At 68.4% G+C, this 26,054-nt stretch carries 23 protein-coding genes; 9 read left to right on the top strand and 14 right to left on the bottom strand.

Going from position 1 to position 26,054, the window contains the following annotated elements:
- Positions 1 to 259: 259 nt before the first annotated feature.
- The 4 genes from ACWEO7_RS07155 to ACWEO7_RS07140 all read left to right on the top strand — a co-directional run bounded on the left by ACWEO7_RS07155 (position 260) and on the right by ACWEO7_RS07140 (position 2,189).
- A complete protein-coding gene (locus tag ACWEO7_RS07155; RefSeq protein WP_452421494.1) occupies positions 260 to 757 on the top strand; it encodes a DNA-directed RNA polymerase subunit beta in 498 nt (165 codons plus the stop codon).
- Positions 747 to 989: a hypothetical protein gene (locus tag ACWEO7_RS07150; protein ID WP_452421492.1), complete on the top strand. Its 243-nt coding sequence runs from the start codon at positions 747 to 749 to the stop codon at positions 987 to 989. The genes ACWEO7_RS07155 and ACWEO7_RS07150 overlap by 11 nt, the downstream gene beginning before the upstream one ends.
- Positions 986 to 1,195: a hypothetical protein gene (locus ACWEO7_RS07145; RefSeq protein ID WP_195046694.1), complete on the top strand. Its 210-nt coding sequence runs from the start codon at positions 986 to 988 to the stop codon at positions 1,193 to 1,195. Before ACWEO7_RS07150 ends, ACWEO7_RS07145 begins: the two co-directional genes overlap by 4 nt.
- 271 nt (positions 1,196 to 1,466) lie before the next feature.
- On the top strand, positions 1,467 to 2,189 hold the full coding sequence (locus ACWEO7_RS07140; protein WP_452421490.1) for a TVP38/TMEM64 family protein: 723 nt from the start codon (positions 1,467 to 1,469) through the stop codon (positions 2,187 to 2,189).
- 74 nt (positions 2,190 to 2,263) lie between these two features.
- Here the strand turns inward: ACWEO7_RS07140 and ACWEO7_RS07135 are convergent, their stop codons facing one another.
- Positions 2,264 to 2,710, bottom strand: a complete 447-nt coding sequence (locus tag ACWEO7_RS07135; RefSeq protein WP_452421488.1) for a cupin domain-containing protein — start codon at positions 2,708 to 2,710, stop codon at positions 2,264 to 2,266.
- A 120-nt stretch (positions 2,711 to 2,830) separates the two neighbouring features.
- Between ACWEO7_RS07135 and ACWEO7_RS07130 the strand changes: the two genes are divergently transcribed.
- Together ACWEO7_RS07130 and ACWEO7_RS07125 are read left to right on the top strand one after the other, a co-directional pair.
- A complete protein-coding gene (locus ACWEO7_RS07130) occupies positions 2,831 to 3,526 on the top strand; it encodes a TetR family transcriptional regulator (RefSeq protein WP_452421486.1) in 696 nt (231 codons plus the stop codon).
- Between the two features lie 227 nt (positions 3,527 to 3,753).
- Positions 3,754 to 5,457 (top strand): metallophosphoesterase, encoded by a 1,704-nt coding sequence (locus tag ACWEO7_RS07125; RefSeq protein WP_452421484.1) that lies wholly within the window; start codon positions 3,754 to 3,756, stop codon positions 5,455 to 5,457.
- A gap of 6 nt (positions 5,458 to 5,463) precedes the next feature.
- Here ACWEO7_RS07125 and ACWEO7_RS07120 read toward each other — a convergent pair whose 3' ends face one another.
- Positions 5,464 to 5,796 carry a TfoX/Sxy family protein gene (locus ACWEO7_RS07120; protein ID WP_452421483.1) on the bottom strand — a complete coding sequence of 111 codons (333 nt, stop codon included), beginning with the start codon at positions 5,794 to 5,796 and terminating at the stop codon, positions 5,464 to 5,466.
- Between the two features lie 358 nt (positions 5,797 to 6,154).
- Between ACWEO7_RS07120 and ACWEO7_RS07115 the strand changes: the two genes are divergently transcribed.
- Complete coding sequence (locus ACWEO7_RS07115) at positions 6,155 to 8,476, top strand: hypothetical protein (protein ID WP_452421481.1); 2,322 nt, start codon at positions 6,155 to 6,157, stop codon at positions 8,474 to 8,476.
- 256 nt (positions 8,477 to 8,732) lie between these two features.
- Here the strand turns inward: ACWEO7_RS07115 and ACWEO7_RS07110 are convergent, their stop codons facing one another.
- A complete protein-coding gene (locus ACWEO7_RS07110) occupies positions 8,733 to 9,650 on the bottom strand; it encodes an NAD-dependent epimerase/dehydratase family protein (RefSeq protein WP_452421479.1) in 918 nt (305 codons plus the stop codon).
- A gap of 141 nt (positions 9,651 to 9,791) precedes the next feature.
- On the opposite strand from ACWEO7_RS07110, the gene ACWEO7_RS07105 reads away from it, so the two are divergent.
- On the top strand, positions 9,792 to 10,793 hold the full coding sequence (locus tag ACWEO7_RS07105; RefSeq protein WP_452421477.1) for a GlxA family transcriptional regulator: 1,002 nt from the start codon (positions 9,792 to 9,794) through the stop codon (positions 10,791 to 10,793).
- 49 nt (positions 10,794 to 10,842) lie between these two features.
- Here ACWEO7_RS07105 and ACWEO7_RS07100 read toward each other — a convergent pair whose 3' ends face one another.
- Positions 10,843 to 13,722: a hypothetical protein gene (locus tag ACWEO7_RS07100; RefSeq protein WP_452421475.1), complete on the bottom strand. Its 2,880-nt coding sequence runs from the start codon at positions 13,720 to 13,722 to the stop codon at positions 10,843 to 10,845.
- A 297-nt stretch (positions 13,723 to 14,019) separates the two neighbouring features.
- On the opposite strand from ACWEO7_RS07100, the gene ACWEO7_RS07095 reads away from it, so the two are divergent.
- On the top strand, positions 14,020 to 14,796 hold the full coding sequence (locus tag ACWEO7_RS07095; protein WP_452421473.1) for an SDR family oxidoreductase: 777 nt from the start codon (positions 14,020 to 14,022) through the stop codon (positions 14,794 to 14,796).
- Positions 14,797 to 14,885: 89 nt separating this feature from the next.
- On the opposite strand, the gene ACWEO7_RS07090 is transcribed toward ACWEO7_RS07095, so the two are convergent.
- The 10 genes from ACWEO7_RS07090 to ACWEO7_RS07045 form a co-directional block, all read right to left on the bottom strand.
- A complete protein-coding gene (locus tag ACWEO7_RS07090; protein ID WP_379256065.1) occupies positions 14,886 to 15,155 on the bottom strand; it encodes a metal-sensitive transcriptional regulator in 270 nt (89 codons plus the stop codon).
- A 255-nt stretch (positions 15,156 to 15,410) separates the two neighbouring features.
- Positions 15,411 to 16,556: an RNA polymerase sigma factor gene (locus ACWEO7_RS07085; RefSeq protein WP_452421470.1), complete on the bottom strand. Its 1,146-nt coding sequence runs from the start codon at positions 16,554 to 16,556 to the stop codon at positions 15,411 to 15,413.
- Complete coding sequence (locus ACWEO7_RS07080; protein WP_379256061.1) at positions 16,553 to 16,960, bottom strand: YciI family protein; 408 nt, start codon at positions 16,958 to 16,960, stop codon at positions 16,553 to 16,555. Before ACWEO7_RS07080 ends, ACWEO7_RS07085 begins: the two co-directional genes overlap by 4 nt.
- A gap of 45 nt (positions 16,961 to 17,005) precedes the next feature.
- A complete protein-coding gene (locus tag ACWEO7_RS07075; protein WP_452421468.1) occupies positions 17,006 to 17,503 on the bottom strand; it encodes a pyridoxamine 5'-phosphate oxidase family protein in 498 nt (165 codons plus the stop codon).
- Between the two features lie 451 nt (positions 17,504 to 17,954).
- A complete protein-coding gene (locus ACWEO7_RS07070) occupies positions 17,955 to 18,698 on the bottom strand; it encodes a sirohydrochlorin chelatase (RefSeq protein ID WP_452421466.1) in 744 nt (247 codons plus the stop codon).
- Entirely contained in the window at positions 18,695 to 19,936 is a 1,242-nt protein-coding gene (locus tag ACWEO7_RS07065) for a uroporphyrinogen-III synthase (protein ID WP_355079805.1), read from the bottom strand. The genes ACWEO7_RS07070 and ACWEO7_RS07065 overlap by 4 nt, the downstream gene beginning before the upstream one ends.
- A gap of 5 nt (positions 19,937 to 19,941) precedes the next feature.
- Complete coding sequence (gene nirD / locus ACWEO7_RS07060; RefSeq protein ID WP_379256057.1) at positions 19,942 to 20,343, bottom strand: nitrite reductase small subunit NirD; 402 nt, start codon at positions 20,341 to 20,343, stop codon at positions 19,942 to 19,944.
- Positions 20,344 to 20,407: 64 nt separating this feature from the next.
- A complete protein-coding gene (gene nirB / locus ACWEO7_RS07055) occupies positions 20,408 to 22,933 on the bottom strand; it encodes a nitrite reductase large subunit NirB (protein ID WP_452421464.1) in 2,526 nt (841 codons plus the stop codon).
- A gap of 29 nt (positions 22,934 to 22,962) precedes the next feature.
- Positions 22,963 to 24,459 carry a nitrate/nitrite transporter gene (locus ACWEO7_RS07050; RefSeq protein ID WP_452421678.1) on the bottom strand — a complete coding sequence of 499 codons (1,497 nt, stop codon included), beginning with the start codon at positions 24,457 to 24,459 and terminating at the stop codon, positions 22,963 to 22,965.
- A 309-nt stretch (positions 24,460 to 24,768) separates the two neighbouring features.
- Positions 24,769 to 26,025, bottom strand: a complete 1,257-nt coding sequence (locus ACWEO7_RS07045) for an MFS transporter (RefSeq protein ID WP_452421462.1) — start codon at positions 26,023 to 26,025, stop codon at positions 24,769 to 24,771.
- Between the last annotated feature and the right edge of the window lie 29 nt (positions 26,026 to 26,054).

Below are 26,054 nucleotides of genomic sequence, written 5' to 3'. Positions count from 1 at the left end.
CTCTCTTTCCATTGCGCCCGTGACTGATTCCTGTGATGAGAAAAGTCTCGGGCACTCACGACAAACTGTCTGGCGGTTTGCGAAAACTCTCTATGAAAACCCATGGAGCACTTGCAGAGAACGGATGGATAGCGGTTCCCTTGGGTGAGCGCCTGGTCGGACGTAGTTCGAAGCGCTCCGACGTTCCTTCCGCCGTCCGCATAGCGGTTTGGCCGGGACAGAGTCGCAACTTCCAGCAACAGATCTGAGGGAAGCGCAGATGGCGATGCAATCGTTCGGGGACACACCGCGATCCAGGTGTCAGTACTACCGGCGCGAGTGCGATCTACCCGCTGTGATCGACCCGCCCGAGTTGGGGCGGATCATCCTGCGTGCCGGGTACGTGTGCGCGGTGACGATGCCCACGCGTTTGGGGCAAGCAACGAAAGCCCACATGCAGAGCCGGGGCGAACTCCTCGGACCCGTTGTCGGACATCCACGTTCGGACCGTTGGACGTTCCTCATCGTGGCGGATCTGCCGGACGACGACCGGCTGTTCGCGGAGTTGTTCCGGCTGGACGTGAGCGTGGGCCGGTCCGGAGCGACGATCGCACTCCCCTCGCCCACCGCCTCTTCCGGCGCGATCCGCCAGTGGATAGTGCCGCCGCGCGGATCGTATCGACCTTCGGGGCGCGTTGTGCTGAAAGCCATTCGAGCGTGGGCTGATCAGATGCCGAACCACCATCGGGGATTCCGGGTGGTGTCCCGTGCCCGATGACGGTCTCGTGTGGCTCTTCCCTAGCGACGCCAACGGCCGACCGCATTCACTGCGGACCCGATTCACCCACGACAACCCACACTGGCCGGTATCCGGCCGCAAGAACGCGCTCCGAGCCCTCGACCTGCATCGCGCCTGCGACTACCTCACCTGCTCCACCTTCGTCGCCGCCGTGATCGTGAGCCGTGACGACTTCCGCTACTTCCGCGACCGCGAACCGGAGCAGCCGTGACATCCCCACGGCCCGACGAACCCGACGTCCGCCTGTCGATATTCCTGCACGGCATGCGTTTCGACTTCGTCGCCTGCCTCACCGCCGCCCTGCTGTTCGTCCAGGAACACCAGACCCGCCGCTACACCGATGCGGTAACCGTAGCGATCACCGACACCAGCGGCCTACGCCGCCTACCGAACGAGCGCCTGTACCTAGAACCCTGAATCGACGGCGGCTCCTTCGATCACCAGTCGCACGCCCAACAGCTGAACGGTGCGCACCTGACAAGGCGCAGGGAGCCGGGTACAGACCCCGCCGGTTCGCGACCGGGTTTCCACAGAAGCGCGGAGATTCGGGATTCACACCCCGGTCGGCCACCGCCGATAGCTCAAACCGTAGAGCCCCGCTTCGTGATTGTGTCCCGTGCTCCGGCGGCGGGCACTGTGCACCCTCGACGTGAACGTCCGGCCAGCTCGAGGAAGGATTGCGGTCAGCATGACGGACAACGACGGCTTCTTTCGCACCGGACGGCGGCGGCACATCGCGCGGCTGGCGCTGTTCGTCGTGTTCCTGTTCGGGATGTTCTATCTGGTCGCCATCGCGGGAGTGATCGACGTCGAACGCGTGCGCGACGCGATCGCCGCGACCGGACCCGCGGCCCCGTTCGCCTATCTGGTGGCCTCGGCGGTACTCGGCGCGATCTTCGTGCCCGGCCCGATGCTGGCCGCGGGGAGCGGTCTGCTGTTCGGGCCGCTGGTCGGGACGTTCGTGACGCTTGGCTCGGCGGTGGGCACGGCGATCATCACCAGCTTCCTCGGGCGGCGGGCGGGCCGCGAAAGCGCGCGCGGACTGCTCGGGGCGCAGCGCGCCGAGCGCATCGATGCGCAGATCGAGCGGCGCGGGTTGTGGGCCGTCGTCGGCCAGCGCTTCGTGCCCGGCATCTCGGATGCGCTCGCGTCATACGTGTTCGGCTCGTTCGGAGTTCCGTTGTGGCAGATGGCCGTCGGCGCGTTCATCGGATCGGCCCCACGCGCCTTCGTCTACACCGCGCTCGGCGCGTCCATCGGCGACCTGTCGGCCCCGCTGGCCTACACCGCCATCGCGGTCTGGTGCGCCACCGCGGTCATCGGAACTTTCGCCGCGCACCGCGGATACCGCAGCTGGCGTGGCGGCGCGAACCGCGAGCCAGAAGCTGCGCCGGATCGCTGCGGGGACTAGGACAAGTAGATCTACCTCGCCGACATCCGGACGCCATCGGGCTCGGCAACCACCGCCCATACGACCGAACGGTCCTACGCGCAGGCCGGGGCCGGTGCGTCGACGAACAGCGGCTCGCCGGCGGGTGGGGCGTAGACGACGTCGAGGACGAGCGGTTCGGTGCCGCGGTTCAGGCCGACGTGCACGTTCCATTCGCCCGCGGGCTCGTAGATGAACTCGCCGGTGCGGAATACCGAAGCGTCGCAGTCAGGGCCGGGGTGGGTGAGCGTGCCCGACCGCACGAAGCCGAAGACCGGACCGAGGTGGTAGTGCCAACCGGTGGAGCCGCCGGGGCCGATGGTGATCTCGCGAACGACCAGATCGGTGCCCGCGACGAACGGCACCAGCCCGGCGGGAATCTGCGCCTGGCCGAGGGTGACGGCGGTGATGTCGCTACCGGGCGTCGCCTCGGCGTGCGCCGAACTCACCAGCGCGCCGGCGAGCACCACGGGCGCCACCGCGACGCGGAGAAAGAGCGTCATCCTGGCAGCTTAGCGACGGCGGCGGCGCACCGGAACAGTCGGTCGCCGCCCTTCGCTGATCGGCATCCCGCCGCCGTGGTGACGAGTGGCCGCGCTCGGATCCTGGATTACCGTACGTACGTGGCCCGGACAGACGAAGATTCGACGGCGAAGATCATCGACGCCGTCGTGTCGATGCTCGAATCGGACGGCTACGCAGCGGTCCAACTGCGCGCGGTCGCCCGCAACGCGCACGTCTCGCTGGCCACGGTCTACAAGCGGTACCCCACCCGCGACGATCTGATGCTCGCCGCCGTCGAGCAATGGATGGCGACCAACACCTACGCCGCCCCTGCCCCGTCCATCGAGGGCGAGACGCTGGCCGACGGCCTGGTGCGGTTGATGCGTTACGTGTTCGAGCCGTGGGAACGGAATCCCCGGATGCTCGAGGCCTACTATCGCGCGCGGTCCGGCCCCGGCGGCCGACGACTCGACGCGCAAGGCTTCGACGCCGTGCTGCCCGCCGCGAGCGCCCTGCTGGCCGATATTGATCCCGACTACGCCGCCGACATCGCGCTCGTGCTGACCAACATGATCTACGCGCTGATCGGCCGTTTCGCGAACGCCGATCTCGATATCGCCGAGATCCTGCCCGCGATGGAGCGCACCGTCCGCAAGCTGACCGGCAACAACGAACCGCTGGCGGCCGCCGCCGGGTCCGCGCGGCCGGGTGCGCCGGGGTGCCCGTGGAGCGCTTCGCTGGTCTCCCCGTTCTCCCCCGGCACTTCCACGGACCCAGAACAGTCCTCGGGTGCGACGGATCGGCCACCGGCGTAGACGCGTCGGCCGCGGCCCGGCCGGTAGGCGCGGCCCGTTGGCCATCGACCATTCGACTCGGTAACCCAGACCGGTCACCGGTGAAATACGTTCGGGCATCACACATTCAGCATATTTCCGACAAATAGAACAAACCCGAACGGCGAATCCGACTGTTCACGAGGTATTCCCGCGTGCGGTGCGATGTCGAGTTGCTCCGTGCGCCGTGCCGGTACAGCATCTGCGGTATGCCGTCCACACCGCTGAACCCAGCAGGCGACATTCCGGACACCGGAATTCCCGGCCATCTCGCTGCCCACATGACCATGCCCGAGCAGCACGAATGGCACCGCGCCTACCTGCGCCGTCGCCCGGTGTCGCGGCGCAACGTGCTGCGCGGCGCCGCCGCGGCGGCAGCGGTGGCCGCGGTCGGCACGACGCCGTTCGGCAGGCGCGCCTACGCCGACGAGGCCCAGCTCGCGGTGGGTGGACGGCGCGTCGCCTTCGGGCCGGACGCGGCCAGCCAGTTGCGTTTCGCGGCGCAGCTCTCGCGGCGTCCGGCGGGCGCCACGGTGTATCTCGACCACGGACCGACACCGGCGTTGGGCGCGACGGTCCAAGCCGAGGTGCGCAACCTGCTCACCCAGCTGCCCACCGCCGACGGCGGCGTGCTCGCGGCCGAACAGTTCTACGTCCACGCACCGGTGGACGGCCTGCCCGGACGGGTCCCGCACTTCTACCGCTGGCGGACCTCGGACGGATTCGTCGGCGACATCCGGGCCGCCGCACCCGCGATGCCCAGCGCACGCCCCGCGGTCCTTCCGTTCCGGTTCACCATGATGGGCGATCAGGGCACCGACGAAACGCCCGCGCTGCCGGAGGGCGTCGCTCCCGGCGACTACGACGACAAGTACTACAAGGCCGACAACGATCCGGCCGCGCCGCACGCGAGCAACGTGCTGCGCCAGATCGCCGCCGCCCGGCCGGACTTCCACATCCTCGCAGGCGACATCGCCTACGCCGACCCGTCCGGCGCGGGCAAGCCGGGGCAGTTCGCGGCGCACGGAGCGCGGCAGGCGAGCGGTTTCGACAAGTACAACCCCTACGTCTGGGACGTCTACTTCAACGCCATCGAGCCCAGCGCCGCCCAGACACCGTGGATGTTCGCCACCGGCAACCACGACATGGAGGCGACCTACGGCGACCACGGCTACGGAGGGCACCTGGCGCGCCTGGACTTCCCCGGCAACGGTCCGGCGGGCTGCCCGTCCGCGTACACGTTCACCTACGGCAATGTGGCGGTGCTCTCGCTGGACGCCAACGACGTCACCTACGAGATCCGGGCGAACAGCGGCTACTCCGGCGGGGCACAGACGAGTTGGGTGGAACGCACCCTGGCCGCCCATCGCGCCGACCCCGACATCGATTTCATCGTCTGCTTCTTCCACCACTGCGCGTACTCGACCACCGAATCGCATGCCAGCGACGGCGGTGTGCGTGACGCGTGGGTCGGGCTTTTCGACCGCTACCAAGTCGACCTGGTGTTGCAGGGGCACAATCACGTCTACGAGCGCACCGATCCGCTGCGCGGCGGGCGGGCGACGAAGGTCGCGGGCGACAACTCGATCGTCTACCCGGAGACCGACGGCACCGTCTACTACACCGTGGGCGGCGGCGGACGCCCGCGCTACGAGTTCCAGCCCGGGTCGCGGGAAACCTTCCGCGGCAACGAGCTGGCCGACACCTCGGTGCCGAACAGCTACGTGTGGACCCCGGGGGGCGGCAAGCAGGACGAAGCCGCGCCGTGGTCGCGGGTCCGCTTCCGGAATTATTCGTTCCTGCGCGTCGACGTCCGGCCGGGCGTGTTCGCCAGCGAGATGGACGTGGTCGCGGTCGACGAGTACGGACGCGAATTCGACCGTGTGCTGTTCCGGCGGCAGGTCAGGGCCTGAGGCGGGCTACTTCTTCGTTTTGGGTGGGAGGGTCCGGGCGTAGGCGACGCCGCGCTCGACCCATTCCCGCAGCACGTCGTCGTCGTCGACGGCGGTGACCAGCAGCCAGCCGGCCATTTCGCGCCCGCCCATGACCATGGGCTCCACCGTGTCACCGAGGAGCCGCTCGCCCTCGTCGGGATCGATCCGCACCAGCAGACCGCCCTGCCCGCTGGCGGCCACCGCCATATTGCCGCCGATCAAGAAGGCCAGTCCGCCGAACATCTTCCGCTCGGTGAGTTCGGGGCCGGGTGCGATCAGTTCCCGGATTCGCTCGGCCAGCTCCTCGTCGTATGCCATGACGGCATTGTTCACCTGGTGTACGACAAGTCGGGCGATCGACGACCGCGTGTCCTCCCCCGGTCGCCGTCCAGGTCGAGTACCGCGACACCGGTGACGTGCGCTGCACCGAAGGCGGCTAATTGCGCTGAAACGCTCTGTATACCAGTCGATTTGGCGCACTTCGTAAGTAGACGGCCGAGGTGCGTACGTACACTCCCGATCCGCCTGAATGTCATTGGACGTTCAGGCGGATGTTTCCGGCCCTGTCTGTAATACAGGACGTGAGACGGGGCGAGATGCCATCGACGTTCGCGTGCAACCCGTTTCGGAATTCGCAGTCGACTGCGCCCCCAGAGACGGGACGAAGGACTCTTTCGTGCACATCTGCCCCCAGGCGGTGCGATCACGCACTGTCGGCCTCAGTTCGACCGAGCGGCATTCGATCGGAGTCCCCCGCGAGTTCCCCACAGCCGTGACCGCGTTGCTCGCCGGTGCGCCGAACTGGTGGCCGGGTTCTCGGCCGGGCGCTTGGCGGCGGCGGGCGATCTGGAGCGCCCTCACTCTCTTCGCGCTCTTCGTGTTCCCGGGCTTCCTCGGTGCGCTGGCCGTCGCCCAAGACGCGGCGGGCAGCACTTCCGGAACCTCCGGCATCGACGGGCTCAGCTGGATGAATATTCACGATTCGTCGGGCATCCCGCTGTCGGACTACCGATTCGCGACCGGCGACGAGAGCCTGTTCAAGCCGCGCGCCACCATTCTGTGGGCCGTGCTGGGCCTGGAGTTCATCGGCTACATCGCCATCGTGACGACGGCGATCTGGTTGATCGGTTACGCGTTGAGCTTCCGGTGGCTGGACATGTTCAGTGCGGCGTTGCACGGCGTGGCCGACGCGCTCACCGGTCAGATCGCGACCCCGATCATGCTGGTCACCGCGGCGACCATCGGCGCGGTCTGCGTGGCGTGGTTCATCGCGCGCGGCTACCACGCGAAGGCGACCATGCAGGTGGTGACGATGGTGGGCGTCGCGCTGCTGGGTCCGTTGTTCCTCGCCGAGCCTCTCGCGGACGTGCTGTCCTCGCACGGATTGCTCGCCCAGGGCCGCGATCTCGGGATCTCGGTGGCCGCCGGTCTGAACGGGAACGCCGACCCGAATCCGACCCAGTTGGTGGCGACGATGCAGAGCGACCTGGCCGACAATTTCGCCCGGAAGCCGCTACAGGTGTGGAATTTCGGGCACACGGTGGACCAGCGGCCCGCCTGCCGATCGGCGTGGTCGTCGGGGGTGGCGGCAGGTGACGACTCCCGGGTGATCAGCGGCCTGAAGTCCTGCGGAGACAGCGCCGCGCGCGCGAAGGCCGAGAATCCCTCCATGGGGCAGGTCGCCACGGGCCTGATGCTGTTGGTCTGCGGCGGCATCCTGCTGGCCTTCGCGATGTACCTCGGTATGAAGGTCATCAAGGCCGCGCTGGACACGATCTATCACGGGTTCATGTCGATATTCGGCTTCGCGGCGGGCGGATTCGTGTACGGCCCGACGCAAACGTTCCTGGTACGCAATGTCGTCGACAGTTTCGTCGCGGCGGCACGAATGACGGCGTACACCATATTCCTCGGGGTCTACGTCTTGTTCATGGGCAATCTGTTCGCGCAGGCGCGCGGACAGGTCATGGCGGTGATCATCATCGCGGGCACCGTGGAGATCGTCGCCGTCTTCCAGCTCAAACGCCTCAGCAGCGGTTTCAGCCGGGGTAACGACTGGATCGCCAACCGATTCGCGCTCGCGATGCAGGGCAGCGGGATCAAGTCCGGGAGCAGCGGCGGCACCGCCCTCGGCATGGGCGGCGGTGGCGGCGGGAAGTCCGCGCCCGGTATGGGATGGGTGACCCCACTCTCCACGCTCAACACCATCAACTCCTCGCCGGTAACGGCCTGGCTGGCGGGCGGGCGGGTCAATCCGTTCAATCCGCTCTCCAGCACCCGACGGACGATCGAACGATCCACCAGAAGGATCCTGGCCAGCCGCGAAGCGGGGTACGTCGAGCATCAGCTGTCCCGCACCAACTGGCGTGGTGTGGCGGTCGACGCGGCCCAGCAGGTCGGGGGCATACACACCCAAATCGGCGTGTCGCGGGCTTTGAAAGTATTGCGCGACAACAAGGTTCCCGATTCGCGCATCCATGCTGTCCTGCTGTCCTCCGGCGCGAGTCACGAGCGGGTCACCAATGCGCTGACCGCATACTCCGTCCAGGAGTCGACGGCATCGCAGAACCCGTACAGCTTCGCGCCGTTGCAGAAGGCGATCGCGGCGGCGTGGGCGGTGGACAACCACGTCGGCCACGAGGCGCACGATGCCTTCGCCGCCCAGGCGGTGATCGCCGCGGACAGCTTCGTCCGGCACAGCAACGCGCCCGCCCCCAACGCGAACATCGATCAGGCGTTCGTGCAGCGGGTCGAGCAGAATTGGCATTCGGACCGGGCGCTGCGCGCGGCGATCACCCCGGACGAGTGGGACGGCGCGGGCCGTGACACCCGGTGGGCGATCGGCCACCGGGTCGCGACCATGCACCAAGAAGCGGCCAGGGAGTACTACGCGAACCCGAACGACATCAACCGCGAAGCCCTCATGCGATCGGCCAGGCGCGTCGCCAACCTCGATCACCTGGATCCCGACGGTGGACTCGACCCCTGGAATCCGTAGCGAGCCGGGCTCGGCGCGCGGCCAGTTCCACCTGGTGCACGACCGCGGTGCCGCCTACGACACGATCGTCGACACCAGCACGGGCAACCGGCCGAACTGGCCAGAACTCTCCTGCGACGACAGCAGTTCGCGGGGAAGGCGATGCCTTCCTGACCGATGTCCGCGCGAGCGCCGGCGCGGGTCCTCACCTGCCGGCGAAGATCTCGACCTCACTGCGCCGCCACGATGTGCGGTCCCAGCACGGCGTGGTCCCGGATCACCCTCGAGCCGCATGCACCACCTGCGCGAACACCTCGTCGGGGTCGGATGCCTTCAGGCCGAAGGTGTCGCGAATGGCCGAGTCGTCGACCGTGAAGGCCGCGTGCGACATGTGGTAGGTCTCGAACAACTCCGGCCAGAACGGGTCGGTGAGGCCGAGCAGCGTCAGTTCGCGATCGCTCATGACCGCCAGCAGCGGCTCGGGCGCCCCGGCCGCCGCGGCGAATCGTCCGGCCAGCTCCCGCACGGTCGCGGTGATGCTCGGCGCATGCCACGGCCTGCCCCACGCGCGCTCGTCGCGGGCGACGGCGACCGCTGCCGCCGCCGCGTCGCCGACCGCGGTGTAGGCGTGCGGCAGGTCGAGTTCCTGCGGCAGCAGCGCCAACTGCCCCGCAGAGATCTTCGGCTGGGCGAGGAGCGAGAACACCGATATAGCGCCGGGACCGATGAATTGCGACGCACGTACCTCGGTGACGCGCACCCGGCCCGCCCGGTGCGCCTCTTCCGCTTCCCGCCACATGCGCGCGCGAACCCGCCCTTTCGGCCCGGTGGCCGCCAGCGGTGCCTGCTCGTTGACCGGCCCGTCGGCGGGACCGTAGCCGTACAGGTTGCCGAGCATCACGTAGTTCGCACCGGACCGCTCGGCGGCGGAGCGAATGGACCCGAACAACGGCGGGATGGTGTCCGGCCAGGTGTGATACGCGGGCATGGCCATGTTGAACAGGGTTTCGGCGCCTTCGGCAACAGCGGTCAGCGCGTCCGCGTCCAGGGCGTCGAGGGCGATTCGTTCGATGTTCGGGTGCTCGGGCCCCGCGCCGCTGCGGCTGACCATGCGTACCCGGTCGCCGGACCCGGCCAGTAGCGCCGCGGTGGCCGAAGCGGTGGCGCCACGTCCGACGATGACATGCGAAGGCATGCGTATTCCTCTCTGCGACAAGTGTTTCCACACGACCTGCGGCACTCGGGGTGCCGTTCGCCGGTCGTGCGCTACTCAGCCTGCCGGTGCGGCGACGGGTAAGCTACTGGCTGGATTGCCAACTATCCCAAGGATCAGGCCATGCAGACTGTCGCCGTCGTCGCGGTTCCTCCGGTGAAAGCTTTCGACCTGGCCATGCCCGAAACGGTGCTGGGCGCGGCGATGGTCGACGGCGAGCCCGGCTACCGCATCGTGGTGTGCACCGCCGTGCCCGGCGTGCTGTCCGCAGGGCTGGGTGGATTCGACGTGGTCGTCTCCCGGGGCTTGACGGCGATCGATGAGGCGGACATCGTCATCGTGCCGAGCACCGGAAGCCGCGCCGACGCGGACGCCGCCACGCTGACCGCCCTGCGTCGCGCGGTAGCCGCGGGCAAGCGCGTCACCTCGATTTGCAGCGGCGCCTTCGTGCTGGCGCAGGCCGGTCTGTTGTCCGGCCGCATCGCCACCACACACTGGGCTCTCGCCGACGAACTGGCGGCGAACCACCCGGACGTGTCGGTCCGCAGTGACGCGCTGTTCATCGAAGACGGCCCGATCACCACCGCCGCGGGCGCGGCGGCCGGAATCGACTTGTGCCTGCATCTCATCCGCGCCGACTACGGCGCGACCGTCGCGAACGCCGCCGCGCGCACGGCCGTCGTCACCCCGGTGCGACCCGGCGGCCAAGCCCAGTTCGTGGACGCGCCCTTGCCCGCGGAGAACGGCGTGACGCTCGCCGACACCCGCGCCTGGGCGCTGCGACGGCTGGACCTACCGCTATCGCTGGACGATCTGGCCGCCCACGCCCGCACCAGCGTGCGCACGCTCACCCGCCGCTTCCACGAGGAGACCGGCCTCAGCCCGCAGAAATGGCTGCTGCACCAGCGCCTGCAACGCGCCAGGGAGCTACTGGAATCCACGACGCTGCCGATGGACCAGGTGGCCAGGCACAGCGGCATCGGCTCGGCGGAGTCGTTGCGCCAGCACATGATCCGGCACGTCGGAGTGCCACCGAGCAGCTATCGGGCGTCGTTCACCCGGTCGCCGGCACACCCAGGCTTCACGGACAGTGCGGTCGGCACCGGCAGACCGTCCAGCCCATGAGGAGCGGTCGCGCCGACTGAGCAAAACGCCGGCGGTAGTCGAACGCGGCCTACGGGCAGCGGGCTTGCGCGGGACGCGCAACTCCCATCAAGGCGTTCCATTCGGCGCCGGTGAGGTCCGTACCAGCATGCGCACAAGCGGTCCGGATCAGGGCGTCCGGTGAGATGTCCCGTTCGATCAGCGTTCCATCGACGCCGCCGGAGAACGTGGGACCGGGATTCACCGTCACGAGATGCCGTCCATCAGCGGACAAGGCGACGGCGGATGGGACGTGCCAAACGGAATCAGGCTCGAGTTCGCCCAGATTCGTGCCGTCGGCGGCGAAGACAGTCAGATAGCCTGCCTCGTCTTTCGCGACGACCACGTTCGCGTCCGCAGCGGCGGCGAGCTGCGCGGTCGAGTTCCGAGTACTGCGGAACGGGATCGTCCGCTCTCGATGCGAGCCGGTCCGATCCCAGATCTCGATGCTGTCCTTCCGGCGGATCAGCAGATGCCGTCCGGCGAACAGCACCGACTGCGCGTCCTTGCCGTCGATGTCGTGCGCGTTTTGCTCTCGCGCCAAGTCATAGACCGATATGTGGTCGGCATCGCGCATGACCAGGAACTCTCCGGCCGCGTCGATTCCCGCTTCGACGACCTGGTCTGTGTCGACCGCGCCGCCCAGCGGGATGAATTCCGAATTGATGCCGCCGGTGGCCAGATCGTGCAGATACGCCCGTCCCCTGCTGTCGAGAGAAACAGCGGTGGGTGATTCGGACGACACACCGGCCGCCTTGACGCTGACCTGCGGTGGTGGCGAGGACAGGACCGTCACCTCGAACGGAGTCTCCACCTGGGGTTTGTGCGCGGATACACGTCGCTCGTAGCCGGATGCCGGATTCGCGGCGATTGCCAGCATGGTGCCATCCGCGCGCCAGGCGAGTTTCCCGGATAGCCCCGGTATGGAGAGCTGCCGGGAGGCGTCCGGCCCGAGCTGTTGGATGATCACCACGTCACTGTTGAGCGCCGATTCTCCCGGATCTTTGTCCTGGCCGGTGATCACCGCGGTGCGCCCGTCCGGGGACAGCGACAAGCTGGGCGGACAAGAATTGCATCCTTTGACGATCGGCACCGCAAAAGATTTCGCCAGCCGGTCGCGCTGCGCGAGATCCCACAGGGTGATCAATCGCCCGGACGCCGAAACCAGCTGCGTTTCGGAGGTCCCGAGGAAACGCAGTAGCTTCCGGTCGAAGTCGACGGCGGTACCGGTGATCAGCGGCGGCGGCTCCGGAGGCCTCGGCTCGCCGGTGACGGGCCCTACATAGAACCCGGCGTCGGCACTGGGCACCGCCGCTATCCGCGCCGAGCGGCTGAGCACGGCGGGAGCCGACCGCCTCGGCATCGCGACGCCCACATATCCGGGCTCTGGGCGCACGGCGCTCGGAGTCGGACGCAGCCGGAAAACCGGCACCGGAATACCGGGCAAGACGGCGCAGGTGAACGAGGACCCATCGGGCGACAATTCCCCGACGTCTTGGCCTGCGCCGCAGGCGTTGTCGGTGTCGAGAGGTGAAAGATCCAGGTCGGCGCCGCGGCGAAGCGAGATCTGCCGTACCTTGCCGCCGGTTTCGAGCAGACGCAATGTCCTGTCGTCGGTGAACACCATGCTCGTCACCGCTCGGTCGATCGGATGTGACGAGAGAACCCGTCCAGCGGCATTGTCGATGATGTCGACCGTCCCCGGGGTGCCTTCCGCCGCCTTGGTCTGCCTGCGATGGACCGCACCGAACTTCCCCGATGCGGATACGGCGACGACATCGACTTCGCTCGCGCCGGGCACGCCGAAGTCCGGCCGACCGGAGTTGCTGCCCCACAGTGTGATCGAAGCGCCATCCGTGGCGAGAACCGTCCGGCCGTCCGCGGCGACGGCCAGCGAGCGGATCTCGCCGGGCAAACGCGCGACCGAGGTCGTCACCGAGCCTCCGGGCGCCCATGTCACGACTTGTCCATCGGCGAGCCCGGCAACGACGGTTCGACCGTCGGCACTGCTCTGCAAGGCCGTGACCTCCGCAGGTGCCGCAACGTAACGAGCGACTTTCGGACTGGCCAGATTCGCGCGCAGCAGGGCGGCTTGGTGACGTGGACTCGGGTCGAGACGGTACGCCGCCACGGCCAGCAGCAGGGCCGCGCGGACATCCGTGGCCATCTTGGTGTCGGCGACGGAGGCCATGAGCCGCGCCGTGGCGATCCTGGCCTGCTCCTCGGCGCGATTGCTCTGCACCCGAGCCACGACCGCCGCGATCAGCGCCACGACGAGCAAGATGACCAACGCGCCGATGGCGGTTCTCGCCCAGCGCAAATTCCGCTTGGTCTGCTGGTAACCCTCGGATTTGACGTCGGCCTCGGAGACGCCGCGAATCACCGCGGCGATCCCGACCGCGATGGCGTCGATGTCCGGACGCGGGACTCCGTTCGCGTCCGCACGCCATTTGAGCGTTTTGTATACGGGTTCGGACGCGAAAACACCGAACAGGCGTGGCGGTAGGGCGGTCGAGCGCGCCCGGTCCCAATCCCCGGCTTCTTCGTCCCAGAACAGGGACCCGGCACTGAGGACCAGCAATATCGTCTCGGGAGACCGATTCGCCAGCCACCACTCGATTTCGCGGTCCACCCATTTGGAGCCTGCGGCCTCGGGTGAAGCCACCACGACGAGCCACTCGGAACGCGACAGGCCCGCGACGATCTTGCCCCACAGTTCGGCACCGATCGGGACACCGCTGTAGTCGAGGAAGATGCGCGTTCGCGGGAAGCGGTACCAGGGTCGTGGCAGCTTCTCGATCGCGTTCTGGACCAGCGGAAGCACCGCACGGTCCCGCTCGCCGCTGTAGGACAGGAACGCGCCGTATCCGGTGTCCGCACGGGTGGTGCGGCGCCTCAGCCCCGCACGCACAACCGCTCCTCGCGTCCTACCGCGTTCGCGCCACCACGAGCCACGCCTCCCACCGGCATCAGGTCCCCTCTCCCGGTCGTAGAGGCTCCTGCACTCGCCTCGACATCGATTCAACCACCGCGTCAGCGTTCGGAGCTCGATACCAGAAGATCAGTCCTGCAATCATTTTCGCCGATATGAGACGAGGACAGGCGATTCGGCGTTCGGCCACCACGTCATGCCGCGAATGTCCTGGGCGACGCACCGTGTGACGACGGCCTCGCGCGTTCCCGCGGACTTCGGCGGTAGAAGTGGTCCATGACCAAGATTCTCGTCACGGGCGGAACCGGCGCGCTGGGCAGGCAAGTGGTCGATCGGTTGCGTGAAGCGGGCCATGACGTACGGGTGCTGTCCCGTCGCCCTGGCGCGGGCACGCACATCGGTGACCTGCGGACCGGTGTGGGCGTCGCGGAGGCGGTAGCGGGAACCGAGGTAATCGTGCACGCGGCCTCGGATTTCCGCCGTGCGGGTAGCGCGGACCTCGAGCAAACCGAGAACCTGCTGCGGCACGCACGCGGGGTTCGGCACCTGCTCTACGTGTCGATCGTCGGGATCGACCGCATCCCGTTCCGGTACTACCGCAACAAACTGGCCTGCGAGCAAGCCGTCATCGACAGCGGCGTGCCGCACACGATCCTGCGGGCCACGCAGTTTCACGAGCTGATCGCGGCGGTGTTGCAGACCGTCGAGAGGTGGCCGGTGGCGCCGTTGCCCACGTCCTTTCGTTTCCAGCCGGTCGCCGCCGCCGACGTGGCGCGGCGGGTGGCCGAACTGGCCGTGGGCGAGCCGCTCGGCCGGGCACCCGACTTCGGCGGCCCGGAGGTGTTGACGATGGCACAGTTGGCGCAGATTTGGCAGGGTGTCCGACATCGGCCTCGGCGTATCGTTCCGCTCCCCGTTCCGGGACGAGTCGGGAGCACGTTCCGGGCCGGGCTGAACACATGTCCGGACCATCCCGACGGCACGCAGACCTGGTCACAGTTCGTCGCGTCGAGTCCGGCCAATCCCTACACCGGCCAGAAAAAGCGTCCCTGACCGCGAATCCTCGCCCGTACCGGCTCATTCGCCCGGTCGGCCACCGCCGACTCAGCGGGCGCCGGGGGCACTGTCGCGGAACGCGTGCGTCACGCGAGGGCCAGGAACAGTTTCTCCAGTTGATCCACCGTCATCGGATCGGCGGTCTCGGCGTCGGGGTTCGCGAGACATTCCCGCAGCCCGGTGGCGACGATCTTGAAACCCGCTCGGTCCAGGGCACGGGAGACCGCGGCGAGCTGGGTGACCACGTCTTTGCAGTCCCGGCCCTGCTCGATCATCGCGATCACTCCGGCGAGCTGGCCGTGCGCGCGGCGCAGCCGATTGAGTACCGAGGCGATGGCGTCTTCGTCGCCGACCATGATGTTTCTCCTTCTCTTACTTCACCGTCACAATACCCCTTGGGGTATCCTTCGCCGGCTCGGTCCGCTCGTGGGCGAAACTGACGGGGGGCAGAATCCGGCGCAGCCAAGCCGGGGACCACCGGATAGACCTCGACTCCGGCCCCGGACAGCGCGGTCAGCGTCGCCTTGTGCTCGTCGACGGCCTTCACCATGTCGTCGGTGGGGGCGTTCGCACCCGCGATCAGGATGCCGGTGTGGGTGACCAACCCGCGTTCACGAACGCAGTGACTGCCTCACCCGCGCTGCCTCGCGGGTGAGGTGGTCGCGTTCCGGCGCGCTGGTGGCTGCTCGGGATGCCTCGGCGTACAGGTCGGCGGCCTGCTCGAGGTCGCCGGCGCGTTCGAGGAGATAGGCGCGAACGGCGGTGTACCGGGGCAGATCGGAATCCACCTTGCTCAGTTCTGCCAAGCCGGCTTGCGGTCCGTCGGCCTCGCCGACGGCGACCGCGCGGTTGAGTCGCACCACCGGGCTACCCGTGAGGTGCAGTAGTTCGTCGTACCACTCCACGATCTGCACCCAGTCCGTATCGGCGGCGCTCGGCGCATCCGCGTGCAGGGCGGCGATCGCGGCCTGCGCTTGGTATTCGCCCAAGCGGTCGCGAGCCAGCGCGGCTTGCAGAATCGTCACTCCTTCGGCGATCAGGTCGGTGTCCCAACGGGATCGGTCCTGTGCGCCGAGCGGCACCAGGCGACCGCCAGGGCCGAGGCGAGACGCGCGGCGGGCATGGTGTAGCAGCATGAGCGCCAAAAGGCCCGCGACCTCGGGCTCGTCGGTGGAGCCCGCCAACTGGCGGGTGAGGCGGATCGCTTCGGCTGCCAGATCGACGTCCCCGCTGTAGCCCTCGTTGAAGACGAGGTAGAGGACGCGCAGCACCGTCGCCAGATCGCCGGGACGATCGAGCGGCAGCCCCGCGATACGCCGCTTTGCCCGGCTGATCCGTTGTGCCATGGTCGCTTCGGGCACGAGGTATGCCGTCGCGATCTGCCGCGTCGTCAGGCCGCCGACCGCGCGCAGCGTCAACGCGACGGCCGATCCGGGCGACAGCGACGGATGCGCGCACAGGAAATAGAGCCACAGCGAGTCGTCCGTGCCCGGCACCGGACCGGTCGTCGGCTCGACCTCCACAGCGAGTTCCCGCCCGCGCCGCGAGGTTTCGGCCCGGGCGACATCGAGGAACTTGTGCCAGGCGGCCGCGACGAGCCAGGCTTTCGCATCGCGCGGTGGATCGTCCGGCCAGCTTTGCAGCGCGCGGATCAGAGCCTCCTGCACGGCATCCTCGGCCGACGCGAAGTCGGCCCCGCGCCGGACGAGGACACCGATCACCGCGGGCACGAGCTCCCGCAGCAGAGACTCGTTCACTCGGTCACCGTGGGCAAGGCGGTGAGGAACGGTCGCACCTCCAGCCACTCCTGGATCGGCTTACCGCCCGCACCGGGTGCCGCGGACAGCTCTGCGGCCAGCTCGAGTGCGCGCTCGTAGGTCTCGACGTCGATGACCATCCAGCCCGCGATCAGGTCCTTCGTCTCGGCGAATGGTCCATCGGTGACCGGCGGGCGGCCCTCGCCGTCCGAGCGGACGAACGCGCCCTGCGGGGAAAGCGCTTGACTGTCGACGAACTCGCCGGTGGCCTCGAGCCGCGCGGCGAAGTCCTGCATGTACTGGACGTGGGCCGCGAGTTCCTCCGGGGTCCACTGGTCCATCCGCACGTCGTTGACCGGTGCCGGTGCGCCTCGGTAGTGCTTGAGCAGCAGATACTTGGCCATCATCTTCTCCTCGGATCGGTAGTGCCCATTCTTGCCGCGTCGCTCTCAGGCGTGCTGACGTTCGGCCCGTTGCCGGATCAACTCCTCGACTGGGGTCGGCAGGGTGGTTTCGAAGTCGATGAGTTTCGCCCAAGTCGGGGTGACGACGATCCGGACCATGCCGTCGTAGAGCGAGCGGACCTCGGCCTCCCACTCGACGCGCTGCTCGGGTGTCATCTCGTAGCTGCCGTTCATCTGGAGATACTCCTGCGGGATGCCGTCGACGACGTCCAGATCGGCGCGCCCGCGGACGAGCAACATCTTGGGCGGGTGGACCTCGGTGTCGATAGTCAGGGCAACCATCGGGTTCTTGCGCAGTGCGAACAATTTGGGGGCGTTCTTCGTGGTGCACAGCACGATCTCCGAGCCGTTCCAAGTGAAGGCGATCGGGATGCTGCGCGGTGTGCCGTCCGTGGCGACATAGGCCAGGCGGGTCAGGTCGCGGGCCAGCAGCTCCTGGCTGATCGGGCGGTTCAGGATCTCGGTGATCTCGGTCGGTCGCATGGTGATCGCTCCTACGTCGGGGTCGTCGAGCGACATGTCCGTAGCCGCTCGTATCCCTGGGACGGAGCCGACCGGACGTTCTCGACATCCGGAGCGCACCAATTCTGAAAATTTCTGGGCTCGATCGCCACGGCACCGCGAAAACTGAGCTCGACCTGCGAGATCGGGGTGTCTGCCCGACGGGCTCGCTGCCGATCCGCTCGTCCGGATCCGCGAAGCCAGGCGCATTCAGCGGTTGCCGCGTGAACTCGTGCGCCGACCGAGCAAATGTTCCCGCTGGGCGTGGGTGGCGCGCGGGCGAGACCCGGCGCACCACGGCACCCGGTCCCGGCCGAATCGCCCGCGCCGAGATCGGATAGTCACGCGCCGGCCCGGTACAGCAGCGTCGGCGGCGGATCGCCCGCGCCGACGTGCTCGCGCCACGGATGTCCCGGCGGTGGACGACGGATGCTCAGCGAACCCGCGCCAGCTCCCCCACCGCGACCCGGTAGCGCTCGGCGATCAACCGGACCACTGCCGGGTGCACGCCGATGGGCTCGGCGACGCCGTCCGCGCCCGCCTCGTGCAGACGCTGCTGGAACAGTCCGTGCGCGAGCAGATAGGAGGCGACGAACACGCGGCCCGCCCCCGCCGCGCGCAGTTCCGCGACGACGTCCGGCACCCGCGGCGCACCGGTCGCGACGTAGCCGATACGGACCGGAACGCCGAGGCGTTCGGCCAGCAGCGCGGCCGCGCGCCGGACGTCCTGGCGGGCCCGGGCGTCCGAGGAGCCCGCGGCGGCGAAGACCACCGCGTCACCCTGGCGCCAACCCGCGGCACGCAGGCGCATCGCCATGATCCGCGCGAGCGCGGGATCCGGCCCCATGGCGGGCGTGACCGTCACCGCGGGATGGTTGCTCTCGGCGACCTCACGCGGCACGTCCTGGTAGACGTGATAGCCCGAGGCCAGGAACGCCGGAACCACTACGGCGGGTACGGATTCCCCGGCCGGGGTCACCAGATCGCGCAGCACCTCCGAAGGCGAAGGGCCGAGCACGTCCACGAAAGCCGTACGCACCCGAGGCGTCTCGGTGCCGGGCCCCGAAATCCCGGCACCGAGCTCCTTCGTCACGGCCTCGGCGAGCGCCGCGATCATCTGCACGCCCTTGGTGCTGCGGGTCCCGTGGGCCACGAGCACCAGGGCTGGCGCGGTCACCAGCTCCCCGCAGTCTGGATGTACCGAGGTGCCCGGGTCGGAATTCCGACACCGGGCACCTGTGGTCCTCCTGTCGCGGTGGGCCGTGGGTTGTTATCGATACATTCCGCCGGGTCCAGCGCGAGCCGATACCCACGTTTGACCACGGTCTGGATCGCTTTCGGCGTGCCGAGTCCGGCGCGCAGCCTGGCGATGGCGGTCTCCACCGCGTGCGTGTCGTCCCCGCCGCCGGGCAGCGCGGCCAACAGGTCCTCGCGCGAGACGACCCGGCCGGGCTGACGGGCCAGCGAGCGCATCAACGCCATCGGCGCGGGCGCCAGCTGACGCACCTCACCGTCGACCACTACGCACGCGCCGCGCACGCTGATGATGTGGCCCGCGGCGTGAATCCGGTTGGCCCGCCTGGGCAGTTCCTCGGCGACGTGGCGGGCCAGCGCGCCCAGCCTGGCTCGGCCCGGCATCGAGGTGGGCACCCCGAGTTCCTCCAGCGGCGCGGCCGTGATCGGGCCGACGCAGGCGGGCAGCACCCGGCCGCGCAGCGCGTACAGCAGCCCTTCCAGCAACCCGGTCTCCTTGGCGCGCATCAACATCGACGCCACCGCAGGGGCGCTGGTGAAGGTGACGCAGTCCATGCCCGAGGTGACGATGGCCTCGATCAGGTGGTCCATCGGCCCCTGATCATCCGGCGGCACCCAGCGATACACCGGCACCGGCACGACATCCGCTCCCGCGCAACGCAGTACCTCGCAGAAGTCGGGCACCGGCTCCCACTCGGTGGTGGCCCCGTGCAACTGCACGGCGATCCGAACCCCTTCAACGCCCTCGGCGAGCAGGTGATCGAGCACTTCGGCGGACGACTCGGAGGCCGGCGACCACTCTTCGCGCAGTTCCGCGGCGCGGATGGCACCCTTGGCCTTCGGGCCGCGGGCGAGCATCCGGGTGGTCCCCAGCGTCGCGCGCAGGTCCTCGGCGAGGCCCCAGCCCTCGGCGGCCTCCATCCAGCCGCGGAAGCCGATTCCCGTGGTGGCCACGGTGATCTGCGGTGGGTCGGCGACCAGCTGCCGGGTCACCCGCTCCAGCTCGTTGTCGTCGGCGAGCGGGATGATGCGGATTGCCGGTGCGGAAACGATGTTCGCGCCGCGGCGTTCCAGCAGTGTGGCGAATTCCTCCGCCCGACGGGCCGCCGTGATGCCCACCGTGAATCCGGCCAGGCTCGCACCCGCGTCAACTGTTGTCATTGGGTTCATCCATCCGAGGACGCGAGCGCGGTGGCCACCGGCTCGTTGGAAATCGAGACGATGCCGTCGTCCACGCGCACCGCGTACACCGGCAGCATCGCCGATTCGTCGTCCAGGCAATGCCCGTCGACGAGGGAGAAAGCCTGCTTCAGCAGCGGCGAGGCCACGACGGGCGCGCCGCCGCGATCGCCGACGATCCCGCGCGACATGACCGCCGCCCGGCCGATCGGATCGATATTGCCGACGGCATACAGCATGCCGTTCTCCAGGAGGAAAAGCGCGGCCTGTCGGCCACCTTTGAGCAACACCGCAACGCCGCGGCCGGGAATCAGGTAGTCGAGACGGCAGGCCTGCGTCCACCCAGTGGTGGTTGCTGCGGCGATGCCGGGGGTATCGATCACGGTCATCGGTGTCATCCTCCAAACGCCTTACTCATTGGTACCGACGTTCTGTTTCCATGCGGTTAAGCGGTCATTTCCCCTGCGTGGCGACCGGGACTTCCGGCAGTCCGAGCAGGACGGGAACTTTCCGCTCCCCGGATTCGTCGAAGGAAATCGTCGGATCGGCTTCCTCCGGGGCGTTGACGAACGACACGAAGCGAGACAGCTTCTCGTCGTCTTCCAACACCGCGGCCCATTCGTCGCGGTAGCCGGCGACATGCTGAGCCATCGCCGCCTCCAAATCCCCGGCGATGCCGAGGCTGTCCTCGCAGATCACCTGCTCGAGATAATCGATGCCGCCTTCCAGCGCCTCCTGCCACGGAGCGGTGCGCTGCAAACGATCAGCGGTGCGAATGTAGAACATCAGGTACCGGTCGATGTACTTGATCAGCGTCTCGTCGTCGAGTTCACCGGCCAGCAGGACGGCGTGCTTCGGGGTGAGACCGCCGTTGCCGCCCACGTAGAGGTTCCAGCCGTTCTCCGTGGCGATCACGCCGACGTCCTTGCCGCGTGCCTCGGCGCATTCGCGGGCGCAACCGGAGACCGCCAGCTTCAGCTTGTGCGGCGAACGCAGCCCGCGGTAACGCTTCTCCAGCAGCACGGCCATGCCGACCGAGTCCTGCTGACCGTAGCGGCACCACGTGGAACCGACGCAGCTCTTCACCGTGCGCAGCGACTTGCCGTACGCGTGACCGGATTCCATGCCCGCGTCGACCAGCCGCTTCCAGATCAGCGGCAACTGCTCGACGCGCGCGCCGAACAGGTCGATACGCTGACCGCCGGTGACCTTCACGTACAGGCCGAATTCCTTGGCCACCTCGCCGATGGTGATCAGCTGTTCGGCGGTGACCTCGCCGCCGGGCATCCTGGGCACCACCGAGTAGGTGCCGTTCTTCTGCAGGTTGGCCAGGAAGTGGTCGTTGGTGTCCTGCAGCGCGGCCTGCTCGCCGTCGAGGATGTGGTCGCTCGAGGTGGAGGCGAGAATGGACGCCACGGTCGGCTTGCAGATGTCGCAGCCGGTTCCCTTGCCGTACTTGGTGATCAGGCCGGAGAAGGTGCGGATGCCGGTGACCTGGACGATCTGGAACAACTCCGCACGCGACTGCTCGAAGTGCTCACACAGCGCCTTGGACATCTCCACACCGGACTGCTCGAGCAGCTTCTTGAGCATGGGAACGCAACCGCCGCAAGAGGTTCCGGCGCTGGTGCAGCTCTTGATCGAGGGGATGTCGCAGGCGCCTTCGGCGATCGCCCCGCAGATCGCGCCCTTCGACACGTTGTTGCAGGAGCAGATCTGCGCGTCGTCCGGCAGCGCGTCGGCCCCGAGTTCGGCGCCCGCGGGCGAGATCAGCGCGGCCGGTTCGGCCGGCAGCGGGCGGCCGACCAGCGGACGCAGCGCCGAATAGGCGGTGGCGTCGCCGACCAGGATGCCGCCGAGCAGGGTCTTCGCGTCATCGGAGACGACCAGCTTGGCGTAGGTGCCCTTGGCCGCGTCGTGCAGCACCACCGACAGCGCGCCCTCGGTGACGCCGTGCGCGTCACCGAAACTGGCCACGTCGACACCGAGCAGCTTGAGCTTGGTCGACATGTCCGCACCGGGGAACTCGCCCGCGCCGCCCAACAGGCGGTCGGCCACGATCTCCGCGGTGGTGTAGCCCGGCGCGACCAGGCCGTAGCACACGCCCTCCACCGCGGCGCATTCGCCGATGGCCCAGATGTTCGGGTCGGAGGTCTGCAGGCCCAGGTCGGTGACGATGCCGCCGCGGGGACCGACCTCCAGGCCCGCGTCCCGGGCGATCTGGTCGCGCGGGCGGACACCGGCGGAGAACACGACCAGCCCGGCGTCGATCACGGTCTCGTCCGAGAGCGTCACCTGCACGCCCTGGTCGGCGGCCTCGATCGCGGAGGTGCCCACGCCGGTGTGCACGTACAGTCCGAGGTCGGTGACCAGGCGCTCCAGGATGGCGCCGCCGCCCTCGTCGACCTGAGCGGGCATCAGCCGGGTGTTGTACTCCACCACGTGCGGGGTGAGCCCGAGCAGGCGTAGCGCGTTCGCGGCTTCCAGGCCGAGCAGGCCGCCGCCGACCACCACACCCGTCGCGCCGGGACCGGCGGCTTCGGCGGCCGCGCGAATGCCGTCGAGGTCATCGATGGTGCGGTAGACGAAGCACTCCGGCCGGTCGTGGCCGGGCACCGGCGGCACGAACGGGTAGGAACCGGTGGCCAGCACGAGCGCGTCGTAGGCGAGGATGTCGCCCGAGGACGTGGTCACCTTGCGCGCGGCCCGGTCGATGGACTCGGCGCTCTGGCCCAGCCGCAGCTCGACCAGTTCGTCACCGGCGTACTCGTTGCCGGGCAGCGCGAGCGCGCTCGGGTCCCAGGCGCCGACGTAGGACGACAGGCCGACGCGGTCGTAGGCGGGCAGCTGCTCCTCGCTGAGGATGATCACCTGCCACTGGCCTTCGGTATCGCGCGAGCGCAGCGCCTCGACGAACCGGTGCCCGACCATCCCGTGGCCGACGACCACCGCGGTCTTGCGAGCGACTGTGGGGTTCATCTGTGGGTCCTCCTGGACTGGATCGGGTGTCAGGCGCGGGCCGAGCCGGCGGACGGGGACTGGGACTGAGCGGCCTCGGCTTCGAGGACGAAGGTCTCGGCTTCGGTCACGACCTCGGAATCGACGGGCAGGCCGCGCAGGCTGGGGCGGCGCAGGAACACCGCCCAGACGACCAGGGCGCAGACCACGTAGAAGGCCATGAACACCCAGAACGCGGTGGTCGCGGACTTGGTGGACGCGTAGGAGGTGCGCAGCACCAGGTTGATGCCCACGCCGCCGAGTGCGCCGATGGCGCCGACGAAACCGATGAGCGCGCCGGAGGTGTTCTGCGACCAGGCCGCCCGTGCGGCGGGCGTGGCGTCCAGGCTCCTGGATTTCGCCTCGAACACCGACGGGATGATCTTGGTGACCGACCCGTTGCCGATGCCGGAGAGCACGAACAGGGTGATGAAGCCGACGACCAGGGCGGTCATCACGCCGCCGCCCGCCACGCCGTTGTTGTTGTCGGCCAGCGTGCTGGCCACGGTGACCAGCACGGCCGCCGCCATCATGGCGGTGAACGTCAAAAACGTTACTTTGCCACCGCCGATGCGGTCGGCCCACTTGCCGCCGTAGGGCCGGGCCAGCGAGCCGAGCAGCGGACCGATGAACGCGATCTGCGCGGCGTGCAGCGTGGCCTGCGCGACGGTGTCGCCGCCCGCGCGGAAGCTGATCTGCAGGATCTGGCCGAAGGCGAAGCTGTAGCCGATGAACGAACCGAAGGTGCCGATGTAGAGGAACGCGATGGCCCAGGACTGCGGCACCTTCAGCGCCGTCAGCATGTAGGACAGGTCGGCCTTCTGATTGGGGAGGTTGTCCATGAACAGCGCGGCGCCCAGACCTGCGATCGCGATGAGCACCAGGTAGACCGCGCAGACCAGCGAGGCGTAGCCATTGCCGAGGGTCGCGATGACGAGCAGGCCGATCAGCTGGATCACCGGAACGCCGATATTGCCGCCACCCGCGTTCAGGCCCAGCGCCCAGCCCTTGAGCCGCTGCGGGTAGAACGCGTTGATGTTGGTCATCGAGGAGGCGAAGTTGCCGCCGCCGAAGCCGGCGAACGCGGCGATCACGAGGAACGTCGTGTACGAGGTGCCGGGCTGGTTGACGAAGTACAGCGTGAGCAGCGTCGGGATCAGCAGCATCGCCGCGCTGAAGACCGTCCAGTTGCGTCCACCGAAGCGCGCGGTCGCCACGGTGTAGGGAATCCGCAGGAACGCGCCGACCAGGGTCGGCATGGCGACCAGGAAGAACTTGCCCGCCGGGTCGATGCCGAACTTGTCGGTCGGCATGAACAGCACCATCACCGACCAGATCGACCAGACCGAGAAGCCGACGTGCTCGGCGAAGACCGACCAGATCAGGTTGCGCCGGGCGATGTCCTTGCCGCCCGCTTCCCAAGCGGCGACGTCCTCCGCATCCCAGTGCTCGAGATGCGGCCTGCGGATCTTCGTCCGTGCCAGCGCTTCCAGACGGTTACGCGTCAGCGTGCTCAACGGGGCCTCCCAAAGTCGGTTGGCCCCACGGTAGGAAATGGGTATTGCCGAAATGCTGCGCGAAATGACCGTCAAATCAACGGTTGCTCACGATTACCGGTTCTGGGAGGTGAGTTTCGACCAATGTTTCCGGCATGTGACGCAACGGTTTCCGTGCGTCACGAAAAGGCTTATCTCGAATTCGTCGACCGGTGAGGTGTGACGCGCGCTACGCCGTGCAATTCGAATGCGCCCATCCTGACCCTGTTCGCACAGCCGCGCAACCCGAACTGTGAGATTTCCGGCCGACGGCCGCGCGCGTCAATTCCAGGTGTCCTCGAGCACGCGCGGCTTGCAGGCCTGCCACGCACCGGCGAGCAGCACGAGCACGGCGACGCCGAGCATCGTGAACGGAGCCAGCCAGCCGCCTGTGGCCGTGTGCAGCACGCCGAACAACAGCGGACCCACGCAGGCCACCGCGTAGCCGACGCCCTGGGTGAAGCCGGACAGCGCGGCCGATCCGGCAGGCGTGCGGGTGCGCAGATTGATCAGCGTCAGCGCCATCGGGAAGGTGCTCGGACCGAGGCCGAGCACGACCACCCAGAGGATCGGCGCGGCCATCGGCGCGATCAGCAGCCCGGCGAAGGCGATGAAGAACAGCGCCGCGCAACCCACCACCACGGGGAACGGATTGCGGAACCGGGCCACCACGGTCGGCGCGCTGAGCGCGGCGACCAGGCCGACCACGGCGAACAGACCGACCATGGCTCCGCCGTACGCCGCGCTCGCACCTGCCTCGCTCAGGATCTTCGGCAACCAGGCGAACATCGCGTAGGTGGTGAGCGAGGTCATGCCGAACATGCCCGCCATGCCCCAGGCGATCGGCGAACGCCACACCCGCCCGCTGTGCGGCTCCCGCACCGGCACGGCCGTGCGGTCCGCGTCGTCGTGCCCGCGACGGTCGCGCAGCACCGCCACCCACGGCACCGCCGCGGCGAAGCCGAGCAGGCCCCACACGCCGAGCGAGACGCGCCAGCCGTGCGCGTCCGCCACCGGGACCGCGGTGATGGCGGGCACGACCGTGCCGAGTTGCACCATCACTATGTACAGCGAGCTGATCCCGGCCAGGCGATCCGGGAAGTACCGCTTCACCAGGGGCGGGATCACCACGTTGCCGATACCCATGCCCGCGAGGGCGAGCGCGGAGAACACCAGCAGTTCGGCGGTGCCCGACATCAGCACCCGGATCGACATGCCCGCGCCCGCCATCAGCATGGCCGTCAGCGCGGTGCGCTCCAGCCCGAGCCGGACCGCCATGACCGGGGTGAGCAGCCCGGACAGCGCGAACATGGCGGTGGGGAGCATCCCGAAGAGGCCGACAACGGCGGTGCCGTAACCGATTTCGGCGCCGATCCGCTCGGCGAGCGGGCTGAACGCGGTGACCGCGACTCGTAGGGTGAGCGCCGACATCACGATGGCTGCCAGGACCAGCGCCCGGCCCTCGATCAGCGCAAGTCGACGGCGCTCGACAAGGACGGATTCCTGGCGAGCCTCGGTTTCGGGAAGGGTCACAGACACCGAGAAATCATAGGATGACCGGATGAAGG

This window comes from Nocardia sp. NPDC004260, from assembly GCF_053603155.1.
This window is presented reverse-complemented; position numbering and strand designations above follow the sequence as displayed.